This window comes from Porphyrobacter sp. ULC335 (genome assembly GCF_025917005.1).
Lineage (GTDB): Bacteria > Pseudomonadota > Alphaproteobacteria > Sphingomonadales > Sphingomonadaceae > Erythrobacter.
Window position 1 is genome coordinate 3,209,931 of record NZ_CP078091.1, and the last position, 22,060, is coordinate 3,231,990.

Annotated in this window: 30 protein-coding genes; 24 read left to right on the plus strand and 6 right to left on the minus strand. The window is 64.8% G+C overall.

Annotated features, from left to right (window positions below; translation table 11 throughout):
- Window positions 1-3 precede the first annotated feature (3 nt).
- The 10 genes from pspB to KVF90_RS15440 are packed head-to-tail and all read left to right on the plus strand — an operon-like array spanning window position 4 to window position 3,049.
- Entirely contained in the window at window positions 4-309 is a 306-nt protein-coding gene (pspB, locus tag KVF90_RS15395) for an envelope stress response membrane protein PspB (RefSeq protein WP_264392441.1), read from the plus strand.
- Window positions 306-683: an envelope stress response membrane protein PspC gene (gene pspC, locus KVF90_RS15400; protein ID WP_264392442.1), complete on the plus strand. Its 378-nt coding sequence runs from the start codon at window positions 306-308 to the stop codon at window positions 681-683. The genes pspB and pspC overlap by 4 nt, the downstream gene beginning before the upstream one ends.
- A 30-nt stretch (window positions 684-713) precedes the next feature.
- On the plus strand, window positions 714-1,028 hold the full coding sequence (locus KVF90_RS15405; protein ID WP_264392443.1) for a hypothetical protein: 315 nt from the start codon (window positions 714-716) through the stop codon (window positions 1,026-1,028).
- On the plus strand, window positions 1,028-1,384 hold the full coding sequence (locus KVF90_RS15410) for a hypothetical protein (protein ID WP_264392444.1): 357 nt from the start codon (window positions 1,028-1,030) through the stop codon (window positions 1,382-1,384). The genes KVF90_RS15405 and KVF90_RS15410 overlap by 1 nt, the downstream gene beginning before the upstream one ends.
- A complete protein-coding gene (locus KVF90_RS15415) occupies window positions 1,384-1,692 on the plus strand; it encodes a hypothetical protein (RefSeq protein ID WP_264392445.1) in 309 nt (102 codons plus the stop codon). The genes KVF90_RS15410 and KVF90_RS15415 overlap by 1 nt, the downstream gene beginning before the upstream one ends.
- Window positions 1,689-2,000, plus strand: coding sequence for a hypothetical protein (locus KVF90_RS15420; protein WP_264392446.1), 312 nt, complete (start codon window positions 1,689-1,691; stop codon window positions 1,998-2,000). The genes KVF90_RS15415 and KVF90_RS15420 overlap by 4 nt, the downstream gene beginning before the upstream one ends.
- Complete coding sequence (locus tag KVF90_RS15425) at window positions 1,997-2,248, plus strand: hypothetical protein (protein ID WP_264392447.1); 252 nt, start codon at window positions 1,997-1,999, stop codon at window positions 2,246-2,248. The genes KVF90_RS15420 and KVF90_RS15425 overlap by 4 nt, the downstream gene beginning before the upstream one ends.
- Window positions 2,245-2,421, plus strand: coding sequence for a hypothetical protein (locus KVF90_RS15430; RefSeq protein WP_264392448.1), 177 nt, complete (start codon window positions 2,245-2,247; stop codon window positions 2,419-2,421). The genes KVF90_RS15425 and KVF90_RS15430 overlap by 4 nt, the downstream gene beginning before the upstream one ends.
- 44 nt (window positions 2,422-2,465) lie before the next feature.
- Window positions 2,466-2,873: a SufE family protein gene (locus KVF90_RS15435; RefSeq protein WP_264392449.1), complete on the plus strand. Its 408-nt coding sequence runs from the start codon at window positions 2,466-2,468 to the stop codon at window positions 2,871-2,873.
- Window positions 2,870-3,049 carry a hypothetical protein gene (locus KVF90_RS15440; RefSeq protein WP_264392450.1) on the plus strand — a complete coding sequence of 60 codons (180 nt, stop codon included), beginning with the start codon at window positions 2,870-2,872 and terminating at the stop codon, window positions 3,047-3,049. The genes KVF90_RS15435 and KVF90_RS15440 overlap by 4 nt, the downstream gene beginning before the upstream one ends.
- Before the next feature lie 151 nt (window positions 3,050-3,200).
- Here KVF90_RS15440 and KVF90_RS15445 read toward each other — a convergent pair whose 3' ends face one another.
- The 4 genes from KVF90_RS15445 to KVF90_RS15460 all read right to left on the minus strand — a co-directional run bounded on the left by KVF90_RS15445 (window position 3,201) and on the right by KVF90_RS15460 (window position 6,038).
- The gene (locus KVF90_RS15445; RefSeq protein WP_264392451.1) at window positions 3,201-3,590 is read right to left on the minus strand and encodes a hypothetical protein; all 390 of its coding nucleotides are present in this window, start codon (window positions 3,588-3,590) and stop codon (window positions 3,201-3,203) included.
- A 16-nt stretch (window positions 3,591-3,606) separates the two neighbouring features.
- Entirely contained in the window at window positions 3,607-4,143 is a 537-nt protein-coding gene (locus KVF90_RS15450) for a sterol desaturase family protein (protein WP_264392452.1), read from the minus strand.
- Window positions 4,140-5,030 (minus strand): fatty acid desaturase, encoded by an 891-nt coding sequence (locus KVF90_RS15455; RefSeq protein WP_264392453.1) that lies wholly within the window; start codon window positions 5,028-5,030, stop codon window positions 4,140-4,142. Before KVF90_RS15455 ends, KVF90_RS15450 begins: the two co-directional genes overlap by 4 nt.
- Before the next feature lie 171 nt (window positions 5,031-5,201).
- Window positions 5,202-6,038: a hypothetical protein gene (locus KVF90_RS15460; RefSeq protein WP_264392454.1), complete on the minus strand. Its 837-nt coding sequence runs from the start codon at window positions 6,036-6,038 to the stop codon at window positions 5,202-5,204.
- 411 nt (window positions 6,039-6,449) lie between these two features.
- Between KVF90_RS15460 and KVF90_RS15470 the strand changes: the two genes are divergently transcribed.
- Genes KVF90_RS15470 through KVF90_RS15485 form a run of 4 tightly spaced genes read left to right on the plus strand, consistent with a single transcriptional unit; the run spans window position 6,450 to window position 9,156 of the window.
- Window positions 6,450-7,841, plus strand: a complete 1,392-nt coding sequence (locus KVF90_RS15470) for a serine hydrolase domain-containing protein (RefSeq protein WP_264392455.1) — start codon at window positions 6,450-6,452, stop codon at window positions 7,839-7,841.
- A 31-nt stretch (window positions 7,842-7,872) separates the two neighbouring features.
- Complete coding sequence (locus tag KVF90_RS15475; protein WP_264392456.1) at window positions 7,873-8,262, plus strand: DUF6249 domain-containing protein; 390 nt, start codon at window positions 7,873-7,875, stop codon at window positions 8,260-8,262.
- On the plus strand, window positions 8,255-8,830 hold the full coding sequence (locus KVF90_RS15480) for an RNA polymerase sigma factor (protein WP_264392457.1): 576 nt from the start codon (window positions 8,255-8,257) through the stop codon (window positions 8,828-8,830). Before KVF90_RS15475 ends, KVF90_RS15480 begins: the two co-directional genes overlap by 8 nt.
- Entirely contained in the window at window positions 8,827-9,156 is a 330-nt protein-coding gene (locus KVF90_RS15485) for a hypothetical protein (protein WP_264392458.1), read from the plus strand. The genes KVF90_RS15480 and KVF90_RS15485 overlap by 4 nt, the downstream gene beginning before the upstream one ends.
- 15 nt (window positions 9,157-9,171) lie before the next feature.
- Here KVF90_RS15485 and KVF90_RS15490 read toward each other — a convergent pair whose 3' ends face one another.
- Window positions 9,172-9,588, minus strand: coding sequence for an acyl-CoA thioesterase (locus KVF90_RS15490; protein WP_264392459.1), 417 nt, complete (start codon window positions 9,586-9,588; stop codon window positions 9,172-9,174).
- Between the two features lie 142 nt (window positions 9,589-9,730).
- Between KVF90_RS15490 and leuC the strand changes: the two genes are divergently transcribed.
- From leuC to KVF90_RS15540, 10 genes are all read left to right on the plus strand, one after another.
- Window positions 9,731-11,161, plus strand: a complete 1,431-nt coding sequence (leuC, locus tag KVF90_RS15495) for a 3-isopropylmalate dehydratase large subunit (protein ID WP_264392460.1) — start codon at window positions 9,731-9,733, stop codon at window positions 11,159-11,161.
- Between the two features lie 45 nt (window positions 11,162-11,206).
- Window positions 11,207-11,383 carry an LPXTG cell wall anchor domain-containing protein gene (locus KVF90_RS15500; protein ID WP_264392461.1) on the plus strand — a complete coding sequence of 59 codons (177 nt, stop codon included), beginning with the start codon at window positions 11,207-11,209 and terminating at the stop codon, window positions 11,381-11,383.
- A 12-nt stretch (window positions 11,384-11,395) separates the two neighbouring features.
- A complete protein-coding gene (gene leuD, locus KVF90_RS15505) occupies window positions 11,396-11,998 on the plus strand; it encodes a 3-isopropylmalate dehydratase small subunit (protein ID WP_264392462.1) in 603 nt (200 codons plus the stop codon).
- A 25-nt stretch (window positions 11,999-12,023) separates the two neighbouring features.
- Window positions 12,024-13,022 carry an NADPH:quinone oxidoreductase family protein gene (locus tag KVF90_RS15510; RefSeq protein ID WP_264392463.1) on the plus strand — a complete coding sequence of 333 codons (999 nt, stop codon included), beginning with the start codon at window positions 12,024-12,026 and terminating at the stop codon, window positions 13,020-13,022.
- 86 nt (window positions 13,023-13,108) lie between these two features.
- The gene (locus KVF90_RS15515; RefSeq protein WP_264392464.1) at window positions 13,109-13,432 is read left to right on the plus strand and encodes a DUF1476 domain-containing protein; all 324 of its coding nucleotides are present in this window, start codon (window positions 13,109-13,111) and stop codon (window positions 13,430-13,432) included.
- Window positions 13,433-13,436: 4 nt separating this feature from the next.
- Window positions 13,437-13,670 carry a BolA/IbaG family iron-sulfur metabolism protein gene (locus tag KVF90_RS15520; protein WP_264392465.1) on the plus strand — a complete coding sequence of 78 codons (234 nt, stop codon included), beginning with the start codon at window positions 13,437-13,439 and terminating at the stop codon, window positions 13,668-13,670.
- A gap of 40 nt (window positions 13,671-13,710) precedes the next feature.
- Window positions 13,711-14,037, plus strand: coding sequence for a Grx4 family monothiol glutaredoxin (gene grxD / locus KVF90_RS15525; protein ID WP_264392466.1), 327 nt, complete (start codon window positions 13,711-13,713; stop codon window positions 14,035-14,037).
- A 537-nt stretch (window positions 14,038-14,574) separates the two neighbouring features.
- Window positions 14,575-15,369, plus strand: a complete 795-nt coding sequence (locus KVF90_RS15530) for an NUDIX hydrolase (RefSeq protein WP_264392467.1) — start codon at window positions 14,575-14,577, stop codon at window positions 15,367-15,369.
- Between the two features lie 252 nt (window positions 15,370-15,621).
- Entirely contained in the window at window positions 15,622-18,120 is a 2,499-nt protein-coding gene (locus KVF90_RS15535) for a glycoside hydrolase family 3 protein (RefSeq protein WP_264392468.1), read from the plus strand.
- 55 nt (window positions 18,121-18,175) lie between these two features.
- A complete protein-coding gene (locus KVF90_RS15540; protein WP_264392469.1) occupies window positions 18,176-20,338 on the plus strand; it encodes a glycoside hydrolase family 5 protein in 2,163 nt (720 codons plus the stop codon).
- Window positions 20,339-20,350: 12 nt separating this feature from the next.
- Here the strand turns inward: KVF90_RS15540 and KVF90_RS15545 are convergent, their stop codons facing one another.
- Window positions 20,351-22,003 (minus strand): glycoside hydrolase family 43 protein, encoded by a 1,653-nt coding sequence (locus KVF90_RS15545; RefSeq protein ID WP_264392470.1) that lies wholly within the window; start codon window positions 22,001-22,003, stop codon window positions 20,351-20,353.
- Window positions 22,004-22,060 lie beyond the last annotated feature (57 nt).

Here is a 22,060-nt window from a genome sequence, read left to right on the forward strand (position 1 = left end):
GCCATGGATTTTGATGTCGTTGTTGTTTTCGCCACATTGTTCATCGGTCTGCCGTGGGTCGTGCTGCACTATATGACCAAGTGGAAGACCGCCGCCACCATCACCGCCGATGACGAGGTGCTGCTGGAAGAGCTCTACAACCTCGCCAAGCGGCTTGATGAGCGCATGGACACGGTCGAACGCCTGGTCGCCAGTGATGACCCCGCTTTCACCCCCGCCCGCCGCCTGATCGCCGATCAGGAAAAGGATAATCTGCAGCTGCGCGAACTTGAACAGCTGATCGCCGAAAAGAAGGGAACCCGCGCATGAACAGCCCCCGCACCACGCTTTACCGCGACAAGCACAATGCCAAGCTGATGGGCGTGTGCTCGGGAATCGCCGACTACACCGGTATCAATGTCTTCTGGGTCCGGATGATCGCGTTCTTCTCGATGTTCCCGACCGGCGGCTGGTCGATCCTGGCCTATTTCATCGCTGGCTTCGCGCTCAACAAGAAGCCGCCGCATCTCTACCGCGACGAGAGCGAGCAGAAGTACTGGCAGGGCGTCCGGCAGAGTCCGAAGCGCACCGCCCGCGAAATCCGCGCCAGCTTCCGCGATGTCGACCGCCGCCTCGCCGCAGTCGAAAGCCACTACGTCAGCAGCAACCCGCGCCTGACCGCCGAAATCGAGCGGCTGCGCTAAGCCAAGACACGAGCAACGGGGACTAGAACAATGGATCCTGAACAGATTGCCGTGATGATCCCGATCATCGCCCTGATGATCCCGATCGTCGCGATCTGGACCAAGCACCAACAGAAGATCGCCGAAATGCAGATCGGTGCCACCGCCGAAAATACCGCTGAAAAGGCTGCGCAATATGCCAGCCACATCCAACGGCTTGAAGACCGGGTGCAGGTACTCGAACGCATCGTCACCGACCGCGGCTACGATATCGCCACCCAGATCGAGGCCTTGCGCGACCAGCGCCGGGTTGATGAACAGGACGCCGGCGTGCCGCTCGGCCTCGAGAAGAAGGAGCGCGTGTGATGGAACCCGCCGACTTCCTCCCCTATCTCGGATGGATCATCGCCGGCGCCTTCACGCTTGGTGCGGCAGGGATCCTGACCTCGTTCCAGACCACCAGGATGAAGATCAAGAACGGCTACCCGCTTGAAGGCATGTGGGGCCAGTCGCTGAAGCCCGGCTCCGACAAGGAAACCGCGCACCGCGTCACCTTGCTCACGCAGGAGAACGCCGAACTGCGGGCCGAACTGGGCTCGATCAAGGACCGGCTCGGGAATGTCGAGCGGATCGTCACCGATGGGGGGTATCACCTCGGCGCAGAGATTGATGCACTCCGTGACCGTGCGCTGGCAGGCCTCAAGGACAAGGGAGAGGCGTGATGGGCGAAATGGTGATCATTGCGATGACCGTCGTCGCGATCGTCCTTATCGCTGGCATGAGCTTGAACGGCATCGTCGACAAGGTGATGCTCGCCAAGCGGATGCGATACGAGCCGAAGGATAGCCGGCAAGGGTCTGACGTCCGCGAGATCGCTGAACGCCAGCACATGATCGAAGATCGACTGCGCGTGCTCGAACGGATCGCTACCGACCGGGGCAGCTTGCTTGCCGACGAGATCGATGCGCTGCGCCGCGACACGGTGGCCCTCTCGCCACTGCAACGCCAGATCGAGGGAGCAGAGCAATGAGCAGCTGGGCCATCGTCGCACTGGTCGCCATCGTGATCTGGGGGATTGTCGAATCGATCCGGGCGCGGGCCGGGATCATCACGGACGAGGACGGCAACCAGAAAATTGCTCCGCGCGAGGATGGGCGCACCGCGGCCGAACTCGAAGCGGCACGGGCCGAATTGGCTGACCTCAAGGAACGGGTGAAGGTGCTCGAACGCATCGCCACCGACGGCAATAGCGGCGATGCGCGCGAACGGGCACGGATCGCGTCTGAAATCGAAGCGCTGCGGGGCCTGCCCGCGCTTAAGAAGGAACAGAGCGAATGATGACGCCCCTTCTCGACCCTTCTGTGATCACTGCCACATCCGGCCTGATCGCCATCATCGTCATCGCTGCCGCTTTGCTGCGCGGCTGGCAGGGCTGGCTCGACCTGAAGCGGCAGGAACTCGATCGCGGCGTGCACCACCCTGCGACGGCTGACGGCTCCAGTATCGGCACCGCCCGGATCGAGCTTGCCGATCTCAAGGAACGCATCCGCAAGCTGGAAGCCATCGCCAGCGGGGTGGAATTGTGAGCGGCGCGAAGAACACCGCCGCGCAGGCCGGTATCGGCCTTGGCACGGCGATCGCGGTGGCGATCAGCTGGAGCGTCAACCAGTCGATAATCTGGGCCATCATCCACGGCTTCTTCAGCTGGTTCTACGTGATCTACTACGCGCTCACCCGCCCCGGCGGTCTGAGCGGGTAAATCCCCCCTTTGCGTTGGAGCCGCGCGCTGTTTAAGGGCGGGCCATGCGCACCCTTTCCGACATTCTCGAAGAGTACGAATTCCTCGAAGGTGACGAGCGGTATGGTCTGCTGATCGAGCTTGGCCGGACGCTTGAGCCCATGCCCGATGCGCTGAAAACCGATGCGACACTGGTGCGCGGGTGTTCGGCATCGGTGTGGGTTTACCCGGTGGGGACCGAGGCGGAGAGCCTGCATTTCCTCGCTGACAGCAACGCCGCAATCACCAAGGGCATCGTCGCGCTGGTGATCGCCGCCGTGCAAGACAGGCCCGCCGCGGAGGTCGCGCAGATGGACGTGATGGGCGAACTTGCGCCTTTCGATCTGAAAAGCCAGCTGTCGAGCAACCGCACGCAGGGCGTGCCCAACATGATCGCGCTGGTAAAGGAACATGCTGCAAGACTATCCGCATGAAGGCGACGCATAAGATCATCTATGCGTGCATGGCGACCATGTTCGCAGCGGGGCTTGCAAGCTATCCGCTCCGGATGATCGGTTGGGAGGCCGTCGCCGGGTTGGTCTTCATTGCCGCAATGGTGACCGCCTGGATCGCTGCAGCCGCAGGATTCTTCGCATGGCTGTGGCGCTAGCGCTCGCAAGACTGTTTCACGTGAAACAGAGGGGCAAGCGCGGGGCTAGAGGGGGTCAAAGGGGGGTCTAGACGGGGTCTAAACCGATCTGGGGAGGGGTCTAGGCAAGACTTAGCTGCGTCTCAGCCGATAAAGTGCCATGCCTGTGTGATCACGCATCGGAATTGACAGCAGCCTGCGCCTCGCTGGCGATAGCCACCTCAAGCTGGCGCACCATCTCAAACGGCCCGCTCCAGTCCGACATCATCCAGTGGCCGGTGATGATGTTGCCATCGGCGCTCAGGCTTCCGGCATAAGCGACCGGCTCTTCATATTCCGCGCCCGCCGCGTGGTATGTCTTGAGAAAGTCGACAGTTCTGCCCGCGCGCACGCCTTCCAGTGACGCATGAGCGGTACCGCTACGAAACTCGTGCGGTTCCAAGATGGTACCGCTGATCCGCCCGTCGCGTTCGACAATTTCAGCGACAAATGGCGTTACGGGTCCGGCATCAGGAACGTCCGGATAGGCGAAGACGCCGTCCCATTTGCCCGATATATCCACCAAGTAGCCCTGCCGCCTAGAGATTGCGGCCCACGACCTCGAAGCCATCGCCGCCCGCGCCCACGGAATCGCGCACTACGGCAATCCCGGCGTCCTTCTGCGCCTTCAGTTCCGCCTTCAGCTTGGCCGGATCGCGCGCGAAGACGAAGCCGAAGCTTACCCCGCCTTCCTTGCCGATGGTCGCATGGTGGAGCTTGTGCGCCTGCACCAGCCGCTTGGCGTAGCCCTTGCGCGGCACCCACTTCCAGTAGCGCTGATGCACCAGCCCGTCATGCACCAGCGTGTAAATTACCCCGTAAAGCGTGATGCCGACCGCAAACCACCACAGCCAGTCCCAATAGAGCGAGCCGTAGATATACATCGCGGCGTTGATCGTGCCGAAGACGACCGCGAACAGATCGTTCTTCTCCAGCACATTGTCGTGTGGTTCGTGATGGTCGCGGTGCCAGCCCCAGCCCCAGCCGTGCATGATGTATTTGTGCGCGTACCACGCGAACAGCTCCATCCCGATCAGCGAGGACATGACGGTGAGGAACACTTCGAGCCAGCTCATGCGGGCACCTTTTCAGTCAGTTCTACGCTGCCCACCCCGGCCCGGCGCGCGCCCGGCAGCGCCCACCACGGCACATCGGGGCGGCGGTGATGTTCGAGATGATAGCCGAAATGGAAGCACGAGGCGAGGCTTGCCAGTGTGCCGAAATCCTCGCTGCGGGTGTTGTGGCGGTCAGCGAAGTTATCCCCCGTCTCGCCCGGCATATGGCGATGCGGGCGGAAGGTGCCGAAGTAGAACAGCTGGAGCGACGATCCCAGCGCCGGCAGCCCGTAGAGCAGCACGATCTGCACCATCGGGATATCCAGCACCAGCCAGTAGATGCCAACCACGGTGTGCACGAACAACAGCGAGCGCCATCCGAAATAGCGGCGGAAGAAGGTCCCGTACCAGCGCAGGAAATCGTCCGGATTGTGCTCGTCGAAATCGGGATCACCCTCACGGCCCGCCAGCTTGTGATGGTCAAAATGTGCATCGCGCAGCTGCTTCCACGCGAACCCGGCATAAAGCGCCAGCAGCACCGCGCCGATCGCGCCGTTGATACGCGGCTGGCCGGGCACCAGCGTGCCGTGCATTGCATCGTGGCAAACGATGAACACGCCGACCGAAAGCCAGCACTGCACCGCTGCCATGGCGAGCGCGAAGGGCCAGTTGCTCCACGTCAGTTTGAACACGAACATACCGTAAGCGTGGATACCCAGCCAGCTCCCCGCAATCGCCACCGCCAGCACGAGGCCGATGGCGCGCTGCAAGCTCCGCTGGGGCAGCGTGAAGCCGGGGGCAAATTGCGGGTTCATCGGCAGAAGGATACGCGCGGGCAAGCCATGCAGATGCGTATAGACCGCACAGGCCCCAAGGCAATTGCGTTTGCGCCAAGATGCGTCGCGCAAGAAGAAACGCCTTTCCGTCGCCCCGCGCTTCACAACGGAGCGAGGCGTTCCTCCTTCTCGATCCGCGAGCCACGCTAGCCAAGCCCCGCGTCAAGCACGGGGCGAAGGGAACGGGATGTTCACAGCGGCGATTGGCCCGCGCAAAGCGTGGCTCGCAGCGGCTGACCTGCCCTATCGGATCAGGCGGATGCGCGGCTTCCCGCCAGACACCTCCACCGCCCAGACCCGGTCGTTACCGGTGGTCATGACGAAAACCGGAAGATCCGCGGCATAGACCGAAAAGACGTGAATCTCCGTCGGTGTCGGGTCCAGCAGGTGCGAAAGGCTCAGCGCCTCGGGTCGCTTGCCTGCCTCGTTGGCGGTGGGCATGGTCAGGCAGGAATTGGTGAACTTGCGGCTGTCCTTGATCTGGCCGCCCACGATCTCGAACCGGTGATGCCCGCCAAAGGGAAATTCACCGGTCTTTTCCTGCGGAGTGAGCAGATAGGCGTAGAGCCCGCCATCGGGCTTGCCGGTGGGAAAGACGACCGTGTTGAAAGGGCTGGCCGAGCATCGCGTCGGGTGCTGCGTGCGCAGCAGCTCGTTCGCCTGAACCAACGCGACTTCGCCAGACACCAGCGCCCGCTCGCCTGCGGTATAGGTGGTGCGGCGAATGACCTTGCGCCCGTCATAGACCCCGGCCCAGACCGCCTCGAAACCACCGGCCTTTGCGGGGCGGTAGAACACTGTTTCCCAACCATCGGCGATGTCGTTGACGATCCAGCCCGCAACGCCGCGCTCGCGAGCGTCCGGCAGGTCTTCAAGCATCGCGTCTGTGCCGTGCCACGCGGCCTGATCATAGGAATAGACCAACCAGCCCAGATCGACCGCCTGCTGCACCCCGGCCTGCTCGGCTTCGCTCATCTCCGGTCTGGGAGCCGCAGACGTCGCGGGATCTTGCGCGGCGAGCGGTGCCGCGGCGAGCATCAGGCTGCCTGCGAACGTGGCGAAAGTGCTGAAAGTCTTCACGATTGCGTCCCTCCTGTCCCGGCTGCGAGACAGGGGCAGCCTATCGCCTCACTCCCCCTTGGGGAAGAAGAACGTGAGCAGGTGTTCGCCGATGCGCGCGGGGCGCGGGGTTTCTGCGTCGATGCAGCACCACGAGGATTGCACCTCGGCCGGCACTTCCCCGCCGCGCCCTTTCGATGGCGGCCGCGTCTTTCCCTTATCAATTTTCCCTGAATGCCGTTGCATCCAAACGCGCCCGACGAAGCATCCAACCTGTCGAAACCATGCTTGGCCCCCGGCCTATACGGAGATTCGACAATGATACGCGCTTACCGAAAGGCCCTTTCCTGCTCTTCGCTCCTCGCCCCCCTGCTTGCCTGTGCTGCGGCGGTGTCAGGTGCGGCGGCTCGGGCCGAGCCGATCAGCACGACGATGCCCGATACCGAAGCGGGGCGGATCGGTGCGGCCGTTATCGCCCAGATCAATGCGGGCAGCCCGGAACAGATCCGTCAATGGGTGCCGACCATCCTGTCGTCGTCGGCCGACCCCAATGCGGGCGACCTGTTTCCCAAACAGCTCGCCCTGGCGGCGCGCGACAGCGGCGGAGTCGACTTTGTCGATGCGCGCACCCAGGGGCCGCCCGGAATGCTCGTCGTGACCGTCAAGGGGCGGCGGTCCGGGCAGCTGGTCGGCATCGTCTTGCTCCCCGACCCGGAACAGCCGGGAAAGCTGGTCATGGCCGATCTGTTTCCGGTGGATGATCCCGCGCTCTATGCAGATTGGCCCGAAGCAGCCTCATCGCAGGCAGAGATCGTCCGGCTTACCGGAGCCGCGCTCGATCATCTGGTGAAAAGCAATGATTTTTCAGGCTGCGTGACGGTGACCGATGGCGCAAATACGATCCTTGACGAATGCCGCGGCCTCGCCGAGCGCCGCTTCAACGTGCCGATCGATCACGCGACGAAATTCCACATCGGCTCGATGAACAAGATGTTCACGGCGGTTGCGATTGCGCAGCTGGTCGAAGCCGGGAAATTGTCGTGGAACGACACGCTGGCGATGCGGGTTCCGGAGTATCCCGACCAAGCGGCAGCAAGCAAGATTTCCGTCTGGCAGCTGGTGCGCCACATGTCGGGTCTGGGCGATTTTCTGGTCCCCGAACTTTACGAAAACCGCGAGAAATTCGTCGACCCGGCGGACTATCTCGAATTGATCGCACGCCAGCCCATAGTGGGGGAGCCCGACACAGAGTGGAGCTACAGCAACGCCGGTTACATGCTGCTGGGCCGCATCATCGAGAATGCTTCGGGTCAGAGCTATACCGATTACATCCAGCATCATGTGTTCGCGCCGGCAGGCATGACTGACAGCGGGTACGACCGTGTCGATGATATCGTGCCCAAGCTGGCCGTCGGCTATTTCCGCGAAGGGCCCTTTTCGACCGAGTGGAAGGCAGACTGGCTCAAGGTTCCCTACAGTGCCAGCCCGGCGGGCGGTGGCTATTCCACCAATGCCGACTTGCTGCGATTCTCGGCAGCCTTGCGCGGGGGCAAGCTGGTCAAGCCGGCCACACTGGAAAAGATGTTCGAAAGCCCGGTGCCGTTCGGCCCGGGCGGTTACGCCGCCGGTTTCGGCGATCGCGTTTCGAACGGACGCCACATTCGCGGCCACGCCGGCGGGATCGAGGGCACGGATGCCAATCTGGCGATTGTCTGGGAAACCGGCGCCACTGTTGCATTGACCAGCAACCAGGGGCCGGGTCAGTCTTGGCTGTTCGCCGAACGGATCGCCGATCTCCTCGCGTCGCTTGAGCCGAAGCCGTAAACCCCAGGCATTTCATTCCGGAGCACCACCCATGGACCCTTCAGCAGAAGCGTTTGCCGGCAGTTTCATTCCCTTGATCGTGATGCTGACCCCCGTAGCGATCATATTGATTTTCCTGCGTTACCGGAAGGCGGTGGTCATGGAGCGCTATCGCACCTTGCTCGCCCTGGTCGACAAGGGGGTAGACCTGCCGGCCGGGCTGCTTTCCGAAGCGCAAGCCCCCGATGCCGACCGCCGCCGCGCCTTTGTGCTGATTGGTGGCGGCCTCGGGGTGATGGCGATGTTTGTTGCACTCCCTTTCGAGATGCATGACGGCGCGCGGGTCTCCAGCCTGTGGGGGATTGGCCTGCTGCCGCTGATGACAGGGCTCGGCTACTTCGCAAGCTGGTGGTTCAACCGGCGCGACGACATGCGTGGCTGACCAGGAGACAGAAGCGCGGATCGATCATGCGCTGGTGGCGCGCGCGCTGCTGGCGGATGACCGGCGGGCGTTCGAACAGCTTGTCCGGCGCCATCAGGGGATGGTCCGCGCGCAGCTGCGCCGTCTTCTGCACGGCGATATCGCGCGTGCGGATGACCTCGCGCAGGAGACGTTCCTGCTCGCATGGCGCAAGCTGAACCAGTTTCGGGGCGAGGCCCGTTTCAGCACCTGGCTGTACCGGATCGCCTATTCCTGCTTTCTGCAATCCGTGCGCAAGCGGCAGCACCTGTCGGATACGCCCGTCGACGATCCAACCGGGCCGCAATTATCGGTCAGCAGAGAAGTCACGTTGCGGCTCGACATGGCGCGCGCGCTACGTGGCCTTTCCGAGGCTGAACAGGCCGTGCTGCTTCACGTCGTGCAGCTCGGATTGAGCCATGAGGAAGCTGCCTACGTCCTGTCGATGCCGCTCGGCACCGTGAAGTCCCACGCAAAGCGGGGCAAGGACAAGCTGCGGGCGCGGCTGGCCGATTGGCAGGATGCATCCCTGGAGGAGACCGGGTCATGAATGACAAAATCGACGATGCGATCGAACGGCTGCTGCGCGAAGCCGCACCCGACCCGGTCGCGGACGAGGGCTTTTGCGCAGATCTGATCGAGAGGCTGCCGCCGCACCGCCCGCGCGCCAAATGGCCGCTCGCGGTCGGCATCGTCGCGGGTATGCTGGCGTGCTGGTTCAGCGTGGGATCGGCACAGGTCTCACTGGCAGGTTGGCACGACTTGCTGTCAGGCGACCTGACCTCGTCGGCGCTGGTGCTGCTTATATCGGCGACCGGGCTGAGTCTGCTGACATTGGCGTGGGCTCTTGCTGAAGCGCACGAACAAGCGCTCTGACAAGGCGCCCTTGCCTCACTCCCCCTTGGGGAAGAAGAACGTGCGCAGGTGTTCGCCGATGCGGGCGGGGCGCAGGGTTTCGGCGTCGATGCAGCACCACGAGGATTGCACTTCGGCCAGCACTTCTTCGCCGCGCTTGATCAGCGTGGAGTAGAACGCGCGCGCGCCATTGAAGCGTTCGAGCACGGTCTGCGCGATCACGTCATCCTCAAGGAAGGCGGGCTTGCGATAGGTGATCTCGTGCTTGAGCGCGACCCACGCCTTGCTTGCCACATCCTCGGCCGGAGCGATCCCGCGCCAATGCGCCAGCACCGCGTCCTGCACCCAGTTCAGATAGCGCGCGTTGTTGACGTGGCCCATGAAATCGATGTCAGCGGCCTGGACCGTGATCGGGTGGAAAAACGCGGCGGCAGGGGATTCGTTTGCTGACATAGGTGTTAGCTAGCGCAAGATTATGACAAATTCCACCAGCGAGTGCCGGTAAATTGCCGCAATCTTGCCACGGCTCGGCAAAGATGATTAGGGGACGTGACAAAGGGGCATCGCCCCCACCCCCAATAATGGACCTCCGATCATGGCCAGCCGCCCTCGCACGCTCTACGAGAAAATCTGGGACGCGCACGTTGTCGAAACGCGCGATGACGGGACATCGCTGATCTATATCGACCGCCATCTGGTGCATGAAGTCACCAGTCCGCAGGCGTTCGAGGCGCTGAAAATCGCCGGGCGACCGGTGCGGCGGCCCGAACTGACGCTGGCGGTGCCGGATCACAACCTGCCCACGACAGCGCGGCTGGACGCCAAGGGCGCTCCGGTACCCATTGCCGATGCCGAAAGCGCCGCCCAGCTCGCCGCGCTTGAAGTCAATGCGCCTGCTTACGGCATCCGCTATATCCCCGCGACCGCCAAGGAGCAGGGGATCGTCCATGTGGTCGGGCCGGAACAGGGTTTCTCGCTGCCCGGCACCACCATCGTCTGCGGGGATTCGCACACCGCCTGCCACGGTGGGCTTGGCGCGCTCGCTTTCGGGATCGGCACCAGTGAAGTGGAGCATGTGCTGGCGACGCAGACGCTGCTGCTCCAGCAATCGAAGCCGATGGAAGTACGGGTGGAAGGCGATCTCGGCCCCGGCATCAGCGCCAAGGATCTGATCCTCCACATCATCGGCACCATCGGCGCGGCGGGCGGATCGGGCTACGTCATCGAATATCGCGGCCGCGTGTTCGAGGCGATGACGGTCGAGGAACGCCTCACCGTCTGCAACATGAGCATCGAGGCTGGCGCGCGCGCCGGTCTGATCGCGCCTGACGACACCACCTTCGCCTATCTCAAGGGCCGCCCGATGGCTCCCAAGGGCGCGGAGTGGGACGCGGCGGTTGCCTATTGGCGCTCGCTCCACAGCGATGCGGGCGCGGTGTTCGCCAAGTCGGTCACCATCAACGCCGCCGATGTCGAACCCAGCGTCACCTGGGGCACCAGCCCCGAGGATGTCGTCCCCGTCGGCGGCCGCGTGCCGCACCCCGAAGACTTCGCCGACGAGAGCAAGCGCGTCGCCGCGCAGAAGAGCCTCGATTACATGGGCCTCACCCCCGGCACCCCGATGACCGAAGTGCCGATCGAGAACGTGTTCATCGGCAGCTGCACCAACAGCCGCATCGAAGACCTGCGCGCCGCTGCTGCGATCCTGAAGGGCCGCCACAAGGCAGGCAACGTCCGCTGGGCCATCGTTGTCCCCGGATCGGGATTGGTGAAAGCACAGGCGGAGGAAGAAGGCCTCGACAAGGTGTTCATCGACGCCGGCTTCGAATGGCGCGAGCCGGGCTGTTCGGCGTGCCTCGGCATGAACCCCGACAAGGTGCCGCCGGGCGAACGCTGCGCCTCGACCAGCAACCGCAATTTCGTTGGCCGCCAAGGCCCCGGCGCGCGCACGCATCTCGTCTCGCCCGCGATGGCCGCCGCCGCCGCTGTGACGGGGCGGCTCGCCGACGTGCGCGAGTTGGTGTGACGCCAACCCCTTGAAACCCCCGCGCGTGAGGCGCATGGAACAGCCATGACCGACAAGCCCAAGAACAACACCGCCCGCAACGCCGCGATTGCCGCTGCCGGGGCCATCGGATCGGCGGCCATTGCTGCCGCGCTGCTCTATACAAGCAAGCGCAAGAAGAAGCCGAACGAGCCGACCCAGCCCGGCCCGATCCCCTCGGGCGAACCGCCCCAGACTGACTGAGGTAACACTCCCATGCAGCCCCTCACCAGCGTCGAAGGCCGCGCCATCCCGCTCGGCCTCAAGAATGTCGACACCGACATCATCATCCCGGCCAAGTGGCTCAAGACGATCAGCCGCGAAGGCCTTGGCGCGGGCGCGTTCGAGGCTTTGCGGGCGGAGCCGGGCAACGTCATCGACGATCCCGCCTATGCTGGTGCCACCCTGCTGATCGCAGGCGACAATTTCGGCTGCGGTTCCAGCCGCGAGCACGCCGCTTGGGCGCTGGGCGACATGGGCATCCGCGTGGTGATTGCGCCGTCTTTCTCGGATATTTTCTCAGGGAACGCGGTCAAGAACGGCATCCTGCCCGTGGTGCTGCCGCAGGAGGCCGTCGACCGGCTGCTGGATGTCGCGCGCGATGGCCAACCGATCACCGTCGATCTCGAACACCAGACCGTCACCACGCCGTTTCAGGACCGTTTCACCTTCACCATCGACCCGTTCCGCCGCGAATGCCTGCTCGGCGGGCTCGACGAGGTGGGGCTGACGATGGCGCGCGGCGAGGCCATTGGCGGCTACGAAGCCAGCCGCACCGCCGCCCAGCCGTGGCTGATGCGCGGCACCGAAGCGGCATAGATTTAGCATACCGGGAGAGAACACAATGAAAGCCATTCGCACCCACCAGACCGGGGGGCCGGAAACCCTGACGCTCGACGAGGTCGAAGCGCCCACCCCCGGCAAGGGCGAAGTGCTGGTCGCGGTCAAGGCCTGTGCGATCAACTATCCCGATGGCTTGATCATCCGCGACATGTACCAGTTCAAGCCCCAGCGCCCCTTCTCGCCCGGCGGCGAGATTTCCGGCGTGATCGAGGCGGTCGGCCAAGGCGTCGAAGGCTTCAATGTGGGTGACAAGGTGCTTGCCGGGATCGGCAATGGCGGCCTCGCCGAAAAGGTTGTGGTGCCCGCGGGCCGCATGTTCGTGGTGCCGGAAGGCGTGCCGTTCGAGAAGGCGGCGAGCCTGCTGATGACTTACGGCACGACCATCCACGGCCTCAAGGACCGCGGGCATATCAAGGCAGGTGACACCGTGCTGATCCTCGGCGCGGCGGGGGGCGTGGGCCTTTCCGCCATCGAGCTTTCCAAGGCGTTCGGCGCACGCGTGGTCGCCGCCGTCTCGTCCGAGGCCAAGGGCGAGGTTGCCCGCAAGGCCGGGGCAGACGAAGTGGTGATCTACCCGCGCGAGGCGATGGACAAGGACGCGTCCAAGGCGCTCGCCGAAGCCTTCAAGGCGGCTTGCGGCCCGAACGGCGCGAACATCGTCTACGACATCGTCGGCGGGCAATATTCCGAACCCGCCCTGCGCGCCATCGCGTGGGAGGGCCGCTTCCTGGTGGTCGGCTTCCCCGCCGGGATCGCCAAGATGCCGCTCAATCTCACCCTGCTGAAGAGCTGCGACATCTGCGGCGTGTTCTGGGGCGCTTTCACCGCGCGCGAGCCCGAGGCGTTCCGCGCGCAGGTGCAGGAGCTGTTCGATCTCATGCAGGCCGGGAAGATCGACCCGTTGGTCAGTGAAACCTTCCCCCTCGCCCGCGCCGGCGATGCGATCGCCAAGCTTGAAGCCCGCGAGGCGGTGGGCAAGCTGGTGGTGACGATGGAATAGGCCCCGGCCCGCGCGGCTTCCCGCTTGAAGCCGCGCCCGCCCGCCTCTATCGCTGGCGGCGGATCGTATCCGAAGGGACACAGAACATGACCGATTTCAAGGATCGCGAACGCGCCGAAGAGGCCAAGTTCGCGCTCGACAACGAAACCGCCTTCCGTATCGCCGCACGCCGCAACAAGCTGCTGGGCGAATGGGCCGCCGGGCTGATGAAGCTGACGCCCGAGGAAACCGACGCCTATCGCAAGGCCGTGGTGCAGGCCGACTTCGAGGAATCGGGCGATGAGGACGTGGTGCGCAAACTGCTCGGCGATCTCACCGGTGCGCAGACCGATGTCACTGAAGCCGACATCCGCGCCAAGCTGGAAGAAATGACCATCGAAGCCCGCCGTCAGCTGCTGGGCGGGGTCTGATCCGATGCCGATGAGCGCCAGCGCGATCGAAGCCGCGATCCTTGCCGCCCTGCCCGGCGCGACGGTGGAACTGACCGACCTTGCGGGCGACGACGATCATTGGGCGGCAACGGTAACCGCGCCGCAATTTGCCGGGCTCAGCCGTGTCGCCCAGCACAAGCTGGTCTACGCCGCGTTCGGCGGGCGCATGGGCGGAGAACTGCACGCCTTGCAAGTCACCACCGTGGTCCCCAAATAATTCGCAACAATCACTCAACCCATCAGGGGCGCAACGCACCATGTCCGACGCCAATTCCCGCATTTCCGATCTCGTCACCAGCAACGATGTCGTGCTGTTCATGAAGGGCACGCCGCTGTTCCCGCAATGCGGCTTTTCCAGCAAAGCCATCGCGATCCTCGACCACCTCGGCGTGGCCTTCGAGAGTGTCGACGTGTTGCAGGACATGGAAATCCGTCAGGGGATCAAGGCTTTCTCCGACTGGCCGACCATCCCGCAACTCTACGTGAAGGGCGAATTCATCGGCGGCAGCGACATCATGATGGAGATGTTCGAAGCGGGCGAACTCCAGCAGCTGATGAACGAAAGCGGCGTCGGGAAGGCTTGATGTTCCGCAGCCCGTCCGGGCTGCGAAATCCTCGCTCATGCGCCCTTCGGGCGCGTCGCTGCGGGCGGCCGGTCGGCCTTGCGGTCGCTGTGCGACCGATACCAGCGCTTCATTGAGACGTGGCTTCGGCCCATAGGGCCGCAAGCGCGACCGGGCCCCCGGAGGAAAGCCAAGCAGCGCGGACGCGCTGCGCCCGGCGTCTGAGGCCCTAAACAAAAAAAAAGCGCTCCGCAGGACCAGTGCGGAGCGCTTTTGTTTTTCGGGGAGGCGCAACCCGGAGACCAGGAAGGGTCGCACCTCTCTTCGAAGACCATTGGGACCGCATTACACTATGCATGGCGCGTGCCAAACCGAAGAAATGACGGAAATCCGCCATTTTTCCGATGCGGCGTGAAGGGCGCGCGCGCGCGATTGTAAAGCTTCCCGACACCCTCGCCAGCAGGCGTCCACCCCGAAATGCGCCAGCCCGTCAACAAAGCGGCAGTCTTGCGCCTCGGCACTTGGCAATCGGCTGCCGCAAGGCCATCCTTTGCCTTCATGAGCACCGATACAACCAGCGATTCTGGCCCCCAGGGCATTCCCGCCGCGACCATCATCATCTTCCGCAACGCCCCCGATAATGGCGCGCCGGAAGTGCTGATGACCGTGCGCTCGCGCAACATGACCTTTGCGGGCGGGATGGCGGTGTTCCCCGGCGGGCGGGTCGATCCGGCGGACTATGCGCTGGGCGAAGAAGTCTCCGCGCAGCACGGCCTCGCCCCCGATGAAGCCGCGCACCAGATCGCCGCAGTGCGCGAGACGCTGGAGGAGACCGGCCTCGCGCTCGGCCTTGTGGGAGAGATCAACGCGGTCAGCGCCGCAGCGGCGCGTGCCATGCTGGCGGAAGCGGGTGCGCTCGCCCCGGTGCTTGACGCTTTCGGCTGGCGGCTGGACCTCGCCCAGATTACGCCCTTCGCGCGCTGGTTTCCCAAGAACGAGGCGATCAGCAGGGTCTATGATACGCGCTTCTACCTCGCCGATCTCGGCACCGGAGCGGTCGACGTGTCGATCGACCATGCGGAGAACACGCACCTGTTCTGGACCACGGCGCAAGGCGCGCTGGACGCGGCGGAGCGCGGCGAGATCAAGCTGATCTTTCCCACCCGCCGCAATCTTGAACGCCTCGCCCTGTTCGCCAGCTACGCCGAAGCGCGCGCGCAGGCCGAAGCCATCCCGGTGCGAACGATCATGCCGCAGGTGGTGGAGCAGGACGGCAAGCCGTGGCTGACGATCCTGGGCGACGCGGGCTATCCCGTGACGCAAGAGCTTCTGGAAACCGTCGCACGCGGGTGAGCGTAGGGGATGAGTCGACGCGGACTCTCGCGGCGCCTTTATGGTAGCGCTATAACGGCAAAATCATTAATATAAATTCGTATTTTTCTTATTACTTTTCTAATATTTACAGAACTTTGGGCGATCCCATTGATCCTGTCTCCCCGCACACCCGCGTAGCCCGATTGACTTCTTCGCACAGATTTCCAACAATGATGTTAGCGTTAGCAGAAACGCAGGGTACGGCGGGCATCTCCGCCGCGGGAGAGGGATATGACTGGCCATTCGGGCCCAAAACGCGCCTGCCTTGCGGCAGGCCTGCTTGCTGCGGCGAGCCTTGCTACGGTGGCGATTGCCGAAACGCCGGAGGCTCCGGGCACCGCGCATCCCGAACTGTGGCCCGCGTATGAATACCCCGTTCCCACCCGTCCCGAACACGAAACGCTGATCGCCGATCTGATCGCGCGCATGACGATCGAGGAAAAGGTCGGACAGCTGGTGCAGGCCGATCTGTGCTGCGTCACCCCGGCAGAGGTGCGCGAATACAAGCTCGGCTCGATCCTCGTCGGCGGTAACAGCGGGCCGAATGGCAATGACCTGTCACCCGCGCCCGATTGGCTGAAGGCGGCGGATGATTTCTACCTCGCCTCGGTCGACCGGTCGGACGGTGGACTGGGCGTGCCCCTGATCTGGGGTACCGACGCGGTCCACGGCCATTCCAACATCATCGGCGCGACGATCTTCCCGCACAATATCGGGCTGGGCGCGATGCGCGACGCAGCGCTGGTCGAAAAGATCGGCGCGGTCACCGCCAAGGAAATCCGCGTCACCGGTCAGGAATGGACCTTCGCGCCCACCGTCGCCGTGCCGCAGGATTTCCGCTGGGGCCGCGCCTACGAGGGTTATTCCTCCGACCCTGATCTGGTCGCATCCTATGTCGGCGCGATGGTGCGCGGGCTGCAGGGCCCGCCCACGAATGATAACCTGCTCGCCGGTCCCTACGTGATCGCCTCGACCAAGCATTTCCTCGCCGATGGCGGCACCGATAACGGGGTCGATCAAGGCGACAGCACCGCGAGCGAAGCCGCGCTGCGGGATATTCACGGCAAGCCCTATGGCCCCGCGATTGCCGAGGGCGTCTCCACCGTGATGGTCAGCTTCTCGAGCTGGCAGGGCGTGAAGATGACCGGCAACCACTCGCTGGTGACCGGCGTGCTGAAGGAGCGTATGGATTTCGGCGGGTTCGTCGTGTCCGACTGGAACGCCCACGGGCAGGTCGCCGGTTGCACCAATGAGGCCTGCCCGCAGGCGCTGATGGCGGGGGTCGATATGTATATGGCGCCCGATACGTGGAAGCCGATCTATGCCGATCTGCTCGCGCGGGCGAAGGCGGGCACGATCCCGATGGCGCGGATCGACGAGGCGGTGGCGCGGATCCTGCGCGTCAAGGCGCGGCTCGGGCTGTTCACGGCGGGCAAGCCGTCGGACCGCCCCTACTCCGGCCAATACGAGCTGCTCGGCGCGCCCGAACACCGCGCCGTGGCGCGCGAGGCGGTGAGGAAGTCGCTGGTGCTGCTCAAGAACCAGGGCGTGCTCCCGCTCGCACCGGGCAAGCGGCTGCTGGTCGCGGGCGACGGCGCAGATGATATCGCGCGCCAATCGGGCGGGTGGACGCTGAGCTGGCAGGGGACGGGGCTGAACAACGGCCACTTCCCCGGCGCGACCTCGATCTGGGGCGGCTTGAAGCAGGCGGTCGAAGCGGGGGGCGGCAGCGCCGTGCTCTCGCCCGATGGCAGCTATGCCGAGAAGCCCGATGCCGCCGTGGTCGTGTTCGGCGAGACGCCCTACGCCGAGTTCCAGGGGGACCGTGCCGCGCTGCTGCTCGATCCCGAACTGACCGCGCCCTATGCGACGATGAAGAAGCTTCAAGCACAGGGCATTCCGGTGATCGCGGTGATGATCACCGGGCGGCCGCTTTATGTGAACCCCGCGCTCAATGCCGCTGATGCCTTCGTGGTCGCCTGGCTGCCGGGAAGCGAAGGCGCGGGCGTGGCCGATGTGCTGGTGGGGGACGCGGCGGGTCAGCCCCGTTTCGACTTTGCAGGCAAGCTCCCCGCCGATTGGCCGCGCACGGCGCAGATTGCGGAAGGGACGCTGTTCCCGTTCGGCTTCGGGCTCGATTACCGCGCGCCTGCGGGAAGCTGGGCCCCGCTCCCCGAACTCGATGCCACTGCACTGGGCGGAGATGCCCGTCTGTGGCTGAACGCCGGGACGCCCGCGGCGCGCTGGTCGCTGATGGTCACCGGCACGCAAGGCGAGGTGGAGACGCGGATCACCACCCTCCCCGCCGACGCGCTGGGCGGACGGGTGCGGGTGACGGCGGAGAATTACAAGGTGCAGGAAGGCGCACGCCGCTTTGCCGTCACCGGCGGATCGGCGAGTGTGCAGCTCGCCAATTTCGATGCGGTCGATGTCAGCCGAGAAACCAATGGCGATGTGCTGCTGCTGGTGACGATGAAGGTGTGGGATGCCCCCGCCACCGCGCGGATCGGCGCGACCGGCCCCGAAGCACGCGGGTTCACCGAAGTGACGCTCCCCGCAAGCGAAGGCTATGTCCGCTACGGCGTGCCGCTGAAGTGCCTGCGCGACAAGGGCGCGGATGTGAGCAAGCTGGTCCGGCCCTTCGTGCTCGAGACCGAAGGCAAGGCCGACTTCGCCATCGCCGAAGTGCGGATCGGCAGCGATGCGGAGCAGGTCCTGCCATGCCGGTAAGCGCGGGCGGATGACACAACACAAGGCCACAAGAGCCGGGATCAGGGAGAGATCGATGAACCTCAAGGCATTCACGTCGCTGCTGCCACTGGCGGCCCTGACGCTTGCTCCGCTGGCTGCGGCCCCTGTGCAAGCCGCCCCTGCGGTGACCAAGCCGCTGCCGGTCGGCACCTGCATCAACATGGGCAACACCCTGGAGCCCGAAACCGAAGGCGCATGGGGCGGCACGCCCGCCCGCAAGGCCGATTTCGAGCGGATCAAGGCCGCCGGCTTCGATACCATCCGCCTGCCGGTGCGCTGGCACAACAAGTCCAGCGACAAGCCGCCTTACACCGTCGATCCCAAATGGATGGACCGCGTGCAGCAGATCGTCGACTGGGCACTGGCCGAGGATCTCAACGTCATCCTCAACAGCCACCATTTCGACCCGATCCATGATGATCCGCTTGCGGTGGCCGCATGGCATGGCGGCGTGTGGAAGCAGATCGCGGCGCGTTTTGCAGGCTATCCCGAGGACAGCCTGTGGTTCGAGCTGGAGAACGAGCCGCACAAGAACTTCAACCACACCAACCTGCTCGAAACCCTCGCCCCGGCGTTGAAGGAAGTGCGCGCGCTTCACCCCACCCGCGCGGTAATCATCGGCGGCGAGAACTGGAGCGGGATCAAGTCGCTGGAAACCCTCCCGCTGCCGGAAGATCCGAATATCCATCCGACGTTCCACTATTACGATCCCTTCGCCTACACTCATCAAGGCGCGGAGTGGACCAAGCCCGACATGCCGCCCGTCGGTCGCAGCTTCCCGCTGCCCGAGGACACAGCGCAGCTCGCCCGCGATGTGGATGCGGTCCGCACCTATGTCGCGCGCACCGGGAAGACCCCTTTCATGGGCGAGGTCGGGGCCTATGACGCCCACATCCCGCTCGCCGAGCGGGTGGCCTATCACCGCACCATCGCCGAGGCCTTCGCGCCGACGGGGATCGGGATGTGCATGTGGGCCTATGCCAACACCTTCCCATTCTTCGACCTCGCCAAGGGCCAGTGGCTGCCGGGGCTGCGCGGCGCGATCGGGCTGAAGGACGACACCGCCGCCCCGCCCGCGCCCGTCCGGGCCACGGCGGCAGCGCAGGTGCCCGCGCCCTCGCCCGCCTCGGGTAAGGGTAAGCTCCCCCCCGAACTTGCCGCCTTTGACGAACAGGTGCCGGGCGATCTCGTCAATGATCCGACGCGCATCGACTGGGCGAGCTATGGCCCCGAGCTTGAGGCCGGCTCGCGGCAGGCAGCCGATATCCCCGGCGGCGGCGCGGCGCGGGTGTTCACGATCAAGGCCAAGGGCGCGTTTCCCTATACCAGCTCGGTCAATGTGCCGCTGCTGGATGACATCAGCAGCGGCGAACAGGTGACGATCGGTTTCCATGCCCGCGCCGTCAGCACCGAACGTTCGGATGGCAAAGGCATCATCGGGGTGCGGTTTCAGGAGAACGCCGCGCCCTACAGCGGCTTTGGCGACACCAATGTGCTCGTGGGGCCGGAGTGGGAATGGTACGAAGTGACCGCCCGCGCCGACAAGCGCATTCGCAAGGCGGACGCCATCGTCACGCTGCAACTGGCAGGGGCAAAGCAGGTGCTTGAGATCGGGCAGACGATCGTGGTCAAGGGCTCGCCGACGATTGTCGCCAAAACCCAGGTTGCCGCTGCCGCCCCCGCGGCCTCGCTGAAAGATCCGGCCAGCATCGAGATGCCCGATGGCCTGCGCAGCGTCGGCCAGCTGGTCAACGATCCCACTAACCGCGCCTGGGCGCACGGCGGAGCGGGCGGAAGCTGGCAGGGGCTCGACATCCCCGAGATCTGGCTCCAGAAAGCGACCCGCTTCACCACCACCAAGGTCGGCGAGAACCGCTGGGATCTGACCACCGCGATCCCCGTCACTCCCGATGTCAAGGAAGGCGACACCTTTGTCGTGGCCGTGGTAGCGCGCACCATCAGCGCGCAGACCGATGACGGCAAGGGCCTGGTCTACGCGCGGATGCAGGGCAGCATTCCGCCCTACGAAGGCTTCGGCGACAAGGTCTTCAAGGTCGGCGACCACTGGCAGATGGTGAAACTGCCCTTCACCGCCACCCGCGGCTTTGGAGCGGGTGATGCGACGGTAACGCTGCACTTCGCCGCCGCCGTGCAGAACATCGAGGTGGGGCCGGTCTACGTCTTCAAGACGAACTGACCGGCGCGGCCCCTATCCCGGCGAGAAGGCGTAGGGGCCGACCACCAACCCCGTGAACAATCCGGCGTGGACCGAGGCGAGCGGTTCGACATTGATCGCCCCGCCGACCGGTTGCCATGCGCCTTCCTCGCCCGCCGCGCGCCAGAACACCCGCGCGCTGCCGCCATCCAGTGCGAGTTTAAGCTCTATCGGGTCGTCAGTGGGAAGCGGTGCCTCGGCCATGATCGCGCCGCTCGTGCCCTGCTCTGCACTGGTGCGCAGCCGCACCACCAGCCGCCCGCGTTCCTTGCCCGCGGCGAGGAAATGCGTTTCATCCATGAAGGCCAGCAGCCCGGCAAAATCGCCGCCGCGTTCGGGCGCGAAGGCGATCCGGGTGGTGAACTCCGCCGCATGGTGTCGCAACCGGCGTCCGACAAAGGCGGGCTTGCCGAAGCTCCCCGCAGCCGCCGGGCCTGCCACAAGCTTGAGCGCGCCATCCTCGACCGCCCATTGCGGCGACGCGCCGGGCGTGCGCAGCCCGATCCATTCCTCCGAAAGCGGCGCATGGAATTCCTCGCGCCAGCCGGCCCATGCCGAAGCCGCAGAGGCAGGCAGATCGGGCTTTGCGCGTACCAGTGGCACCGCCTCCCCCCGGTCGAGGAAGCGCGGCCAGCCATCTTTCCATTCTAGCGGCAGGAGAAAGGTCTCGCGACCCATCAGCGTGGATTGCCCCGCAAACGGCCGGGCGGCGAGGAACACCCCCCACCAGCTTCCGTCATCCAGTTGCACCAGATCGGCATGGCCCGTCGCCTCCACCCGGTCAGGGCGGCCAGCGGGCAAATCGCGCTGGGTGAGGATCGGGTTGAACGGCCCGGGCTGGTACGGCCCCGTCAGGCTGCGCGAACGGTAGATCGTCTGCGAATGCTGGTCCGCTGTCCCGCCCTCCGCGGCGAGCAGGTAATACCATTCGCCCACCTTGTAGATGTGCGGCCCCTCGGCCCAGATCGGCTTGGTGGAGGGGTCCACCCCGCCATCCACCAGCAAGGTTCGGCGCGGCAGCATCGTCATGGCGACCTGATCGAACTGCTGGAGCCACAGCGCGCGGTGGCCTTCGTACTTCGGCTCGCCCGGAGGCGCATCATTGTAGACGATCCACGCCGAGCCATCGGGTTCGAAGTGCAGCGACGGGTCAATCCCGCCGAATTCGAGCCACACCGGATCACTCCAAGGGCCGCCGGGGTTGTCAGCCGTGATGACGAAGTTGCCGCCGCATTCGATGCAGGTGTTGACGATCCAGAACCGCCCGTCGTGGTGGGTGATCGCCGGAGCGAACAGCCCGCGATTGGTGCCCAGCCCGCTGAAATCGAGCTGCGTCGGCCGGTCGATCGCATTGCCGATGATCCGCCAGTTCACCAGATCGGTGCTGTGCAGGATCGGAAGGCCCGGGAACCAGCTGAAGGTCGAGGTGACAGCATAGAAATCGCGCCCCACCCGCACGATCGAAGGATCGGGATGGAAGCCGGGGATCACCGGGTTGCGGTATTGGCCTTCAGGTATCGCCGCTTCGTTCGCGGCGGATTCGTAAGCCAGATAGTCGAACGAAGCGACCACATCGCGCGCCGCCGCTGTCCCGCCAATCCCCGCCAAAGCGAGCGCGCCCGCCAGCACCGTGTACCTGCCCGTCATCACCATTTCCTCCCGCCTATCGCTTGCTTGGGGGCTTGTCGGCCCGCGATTGTGTGC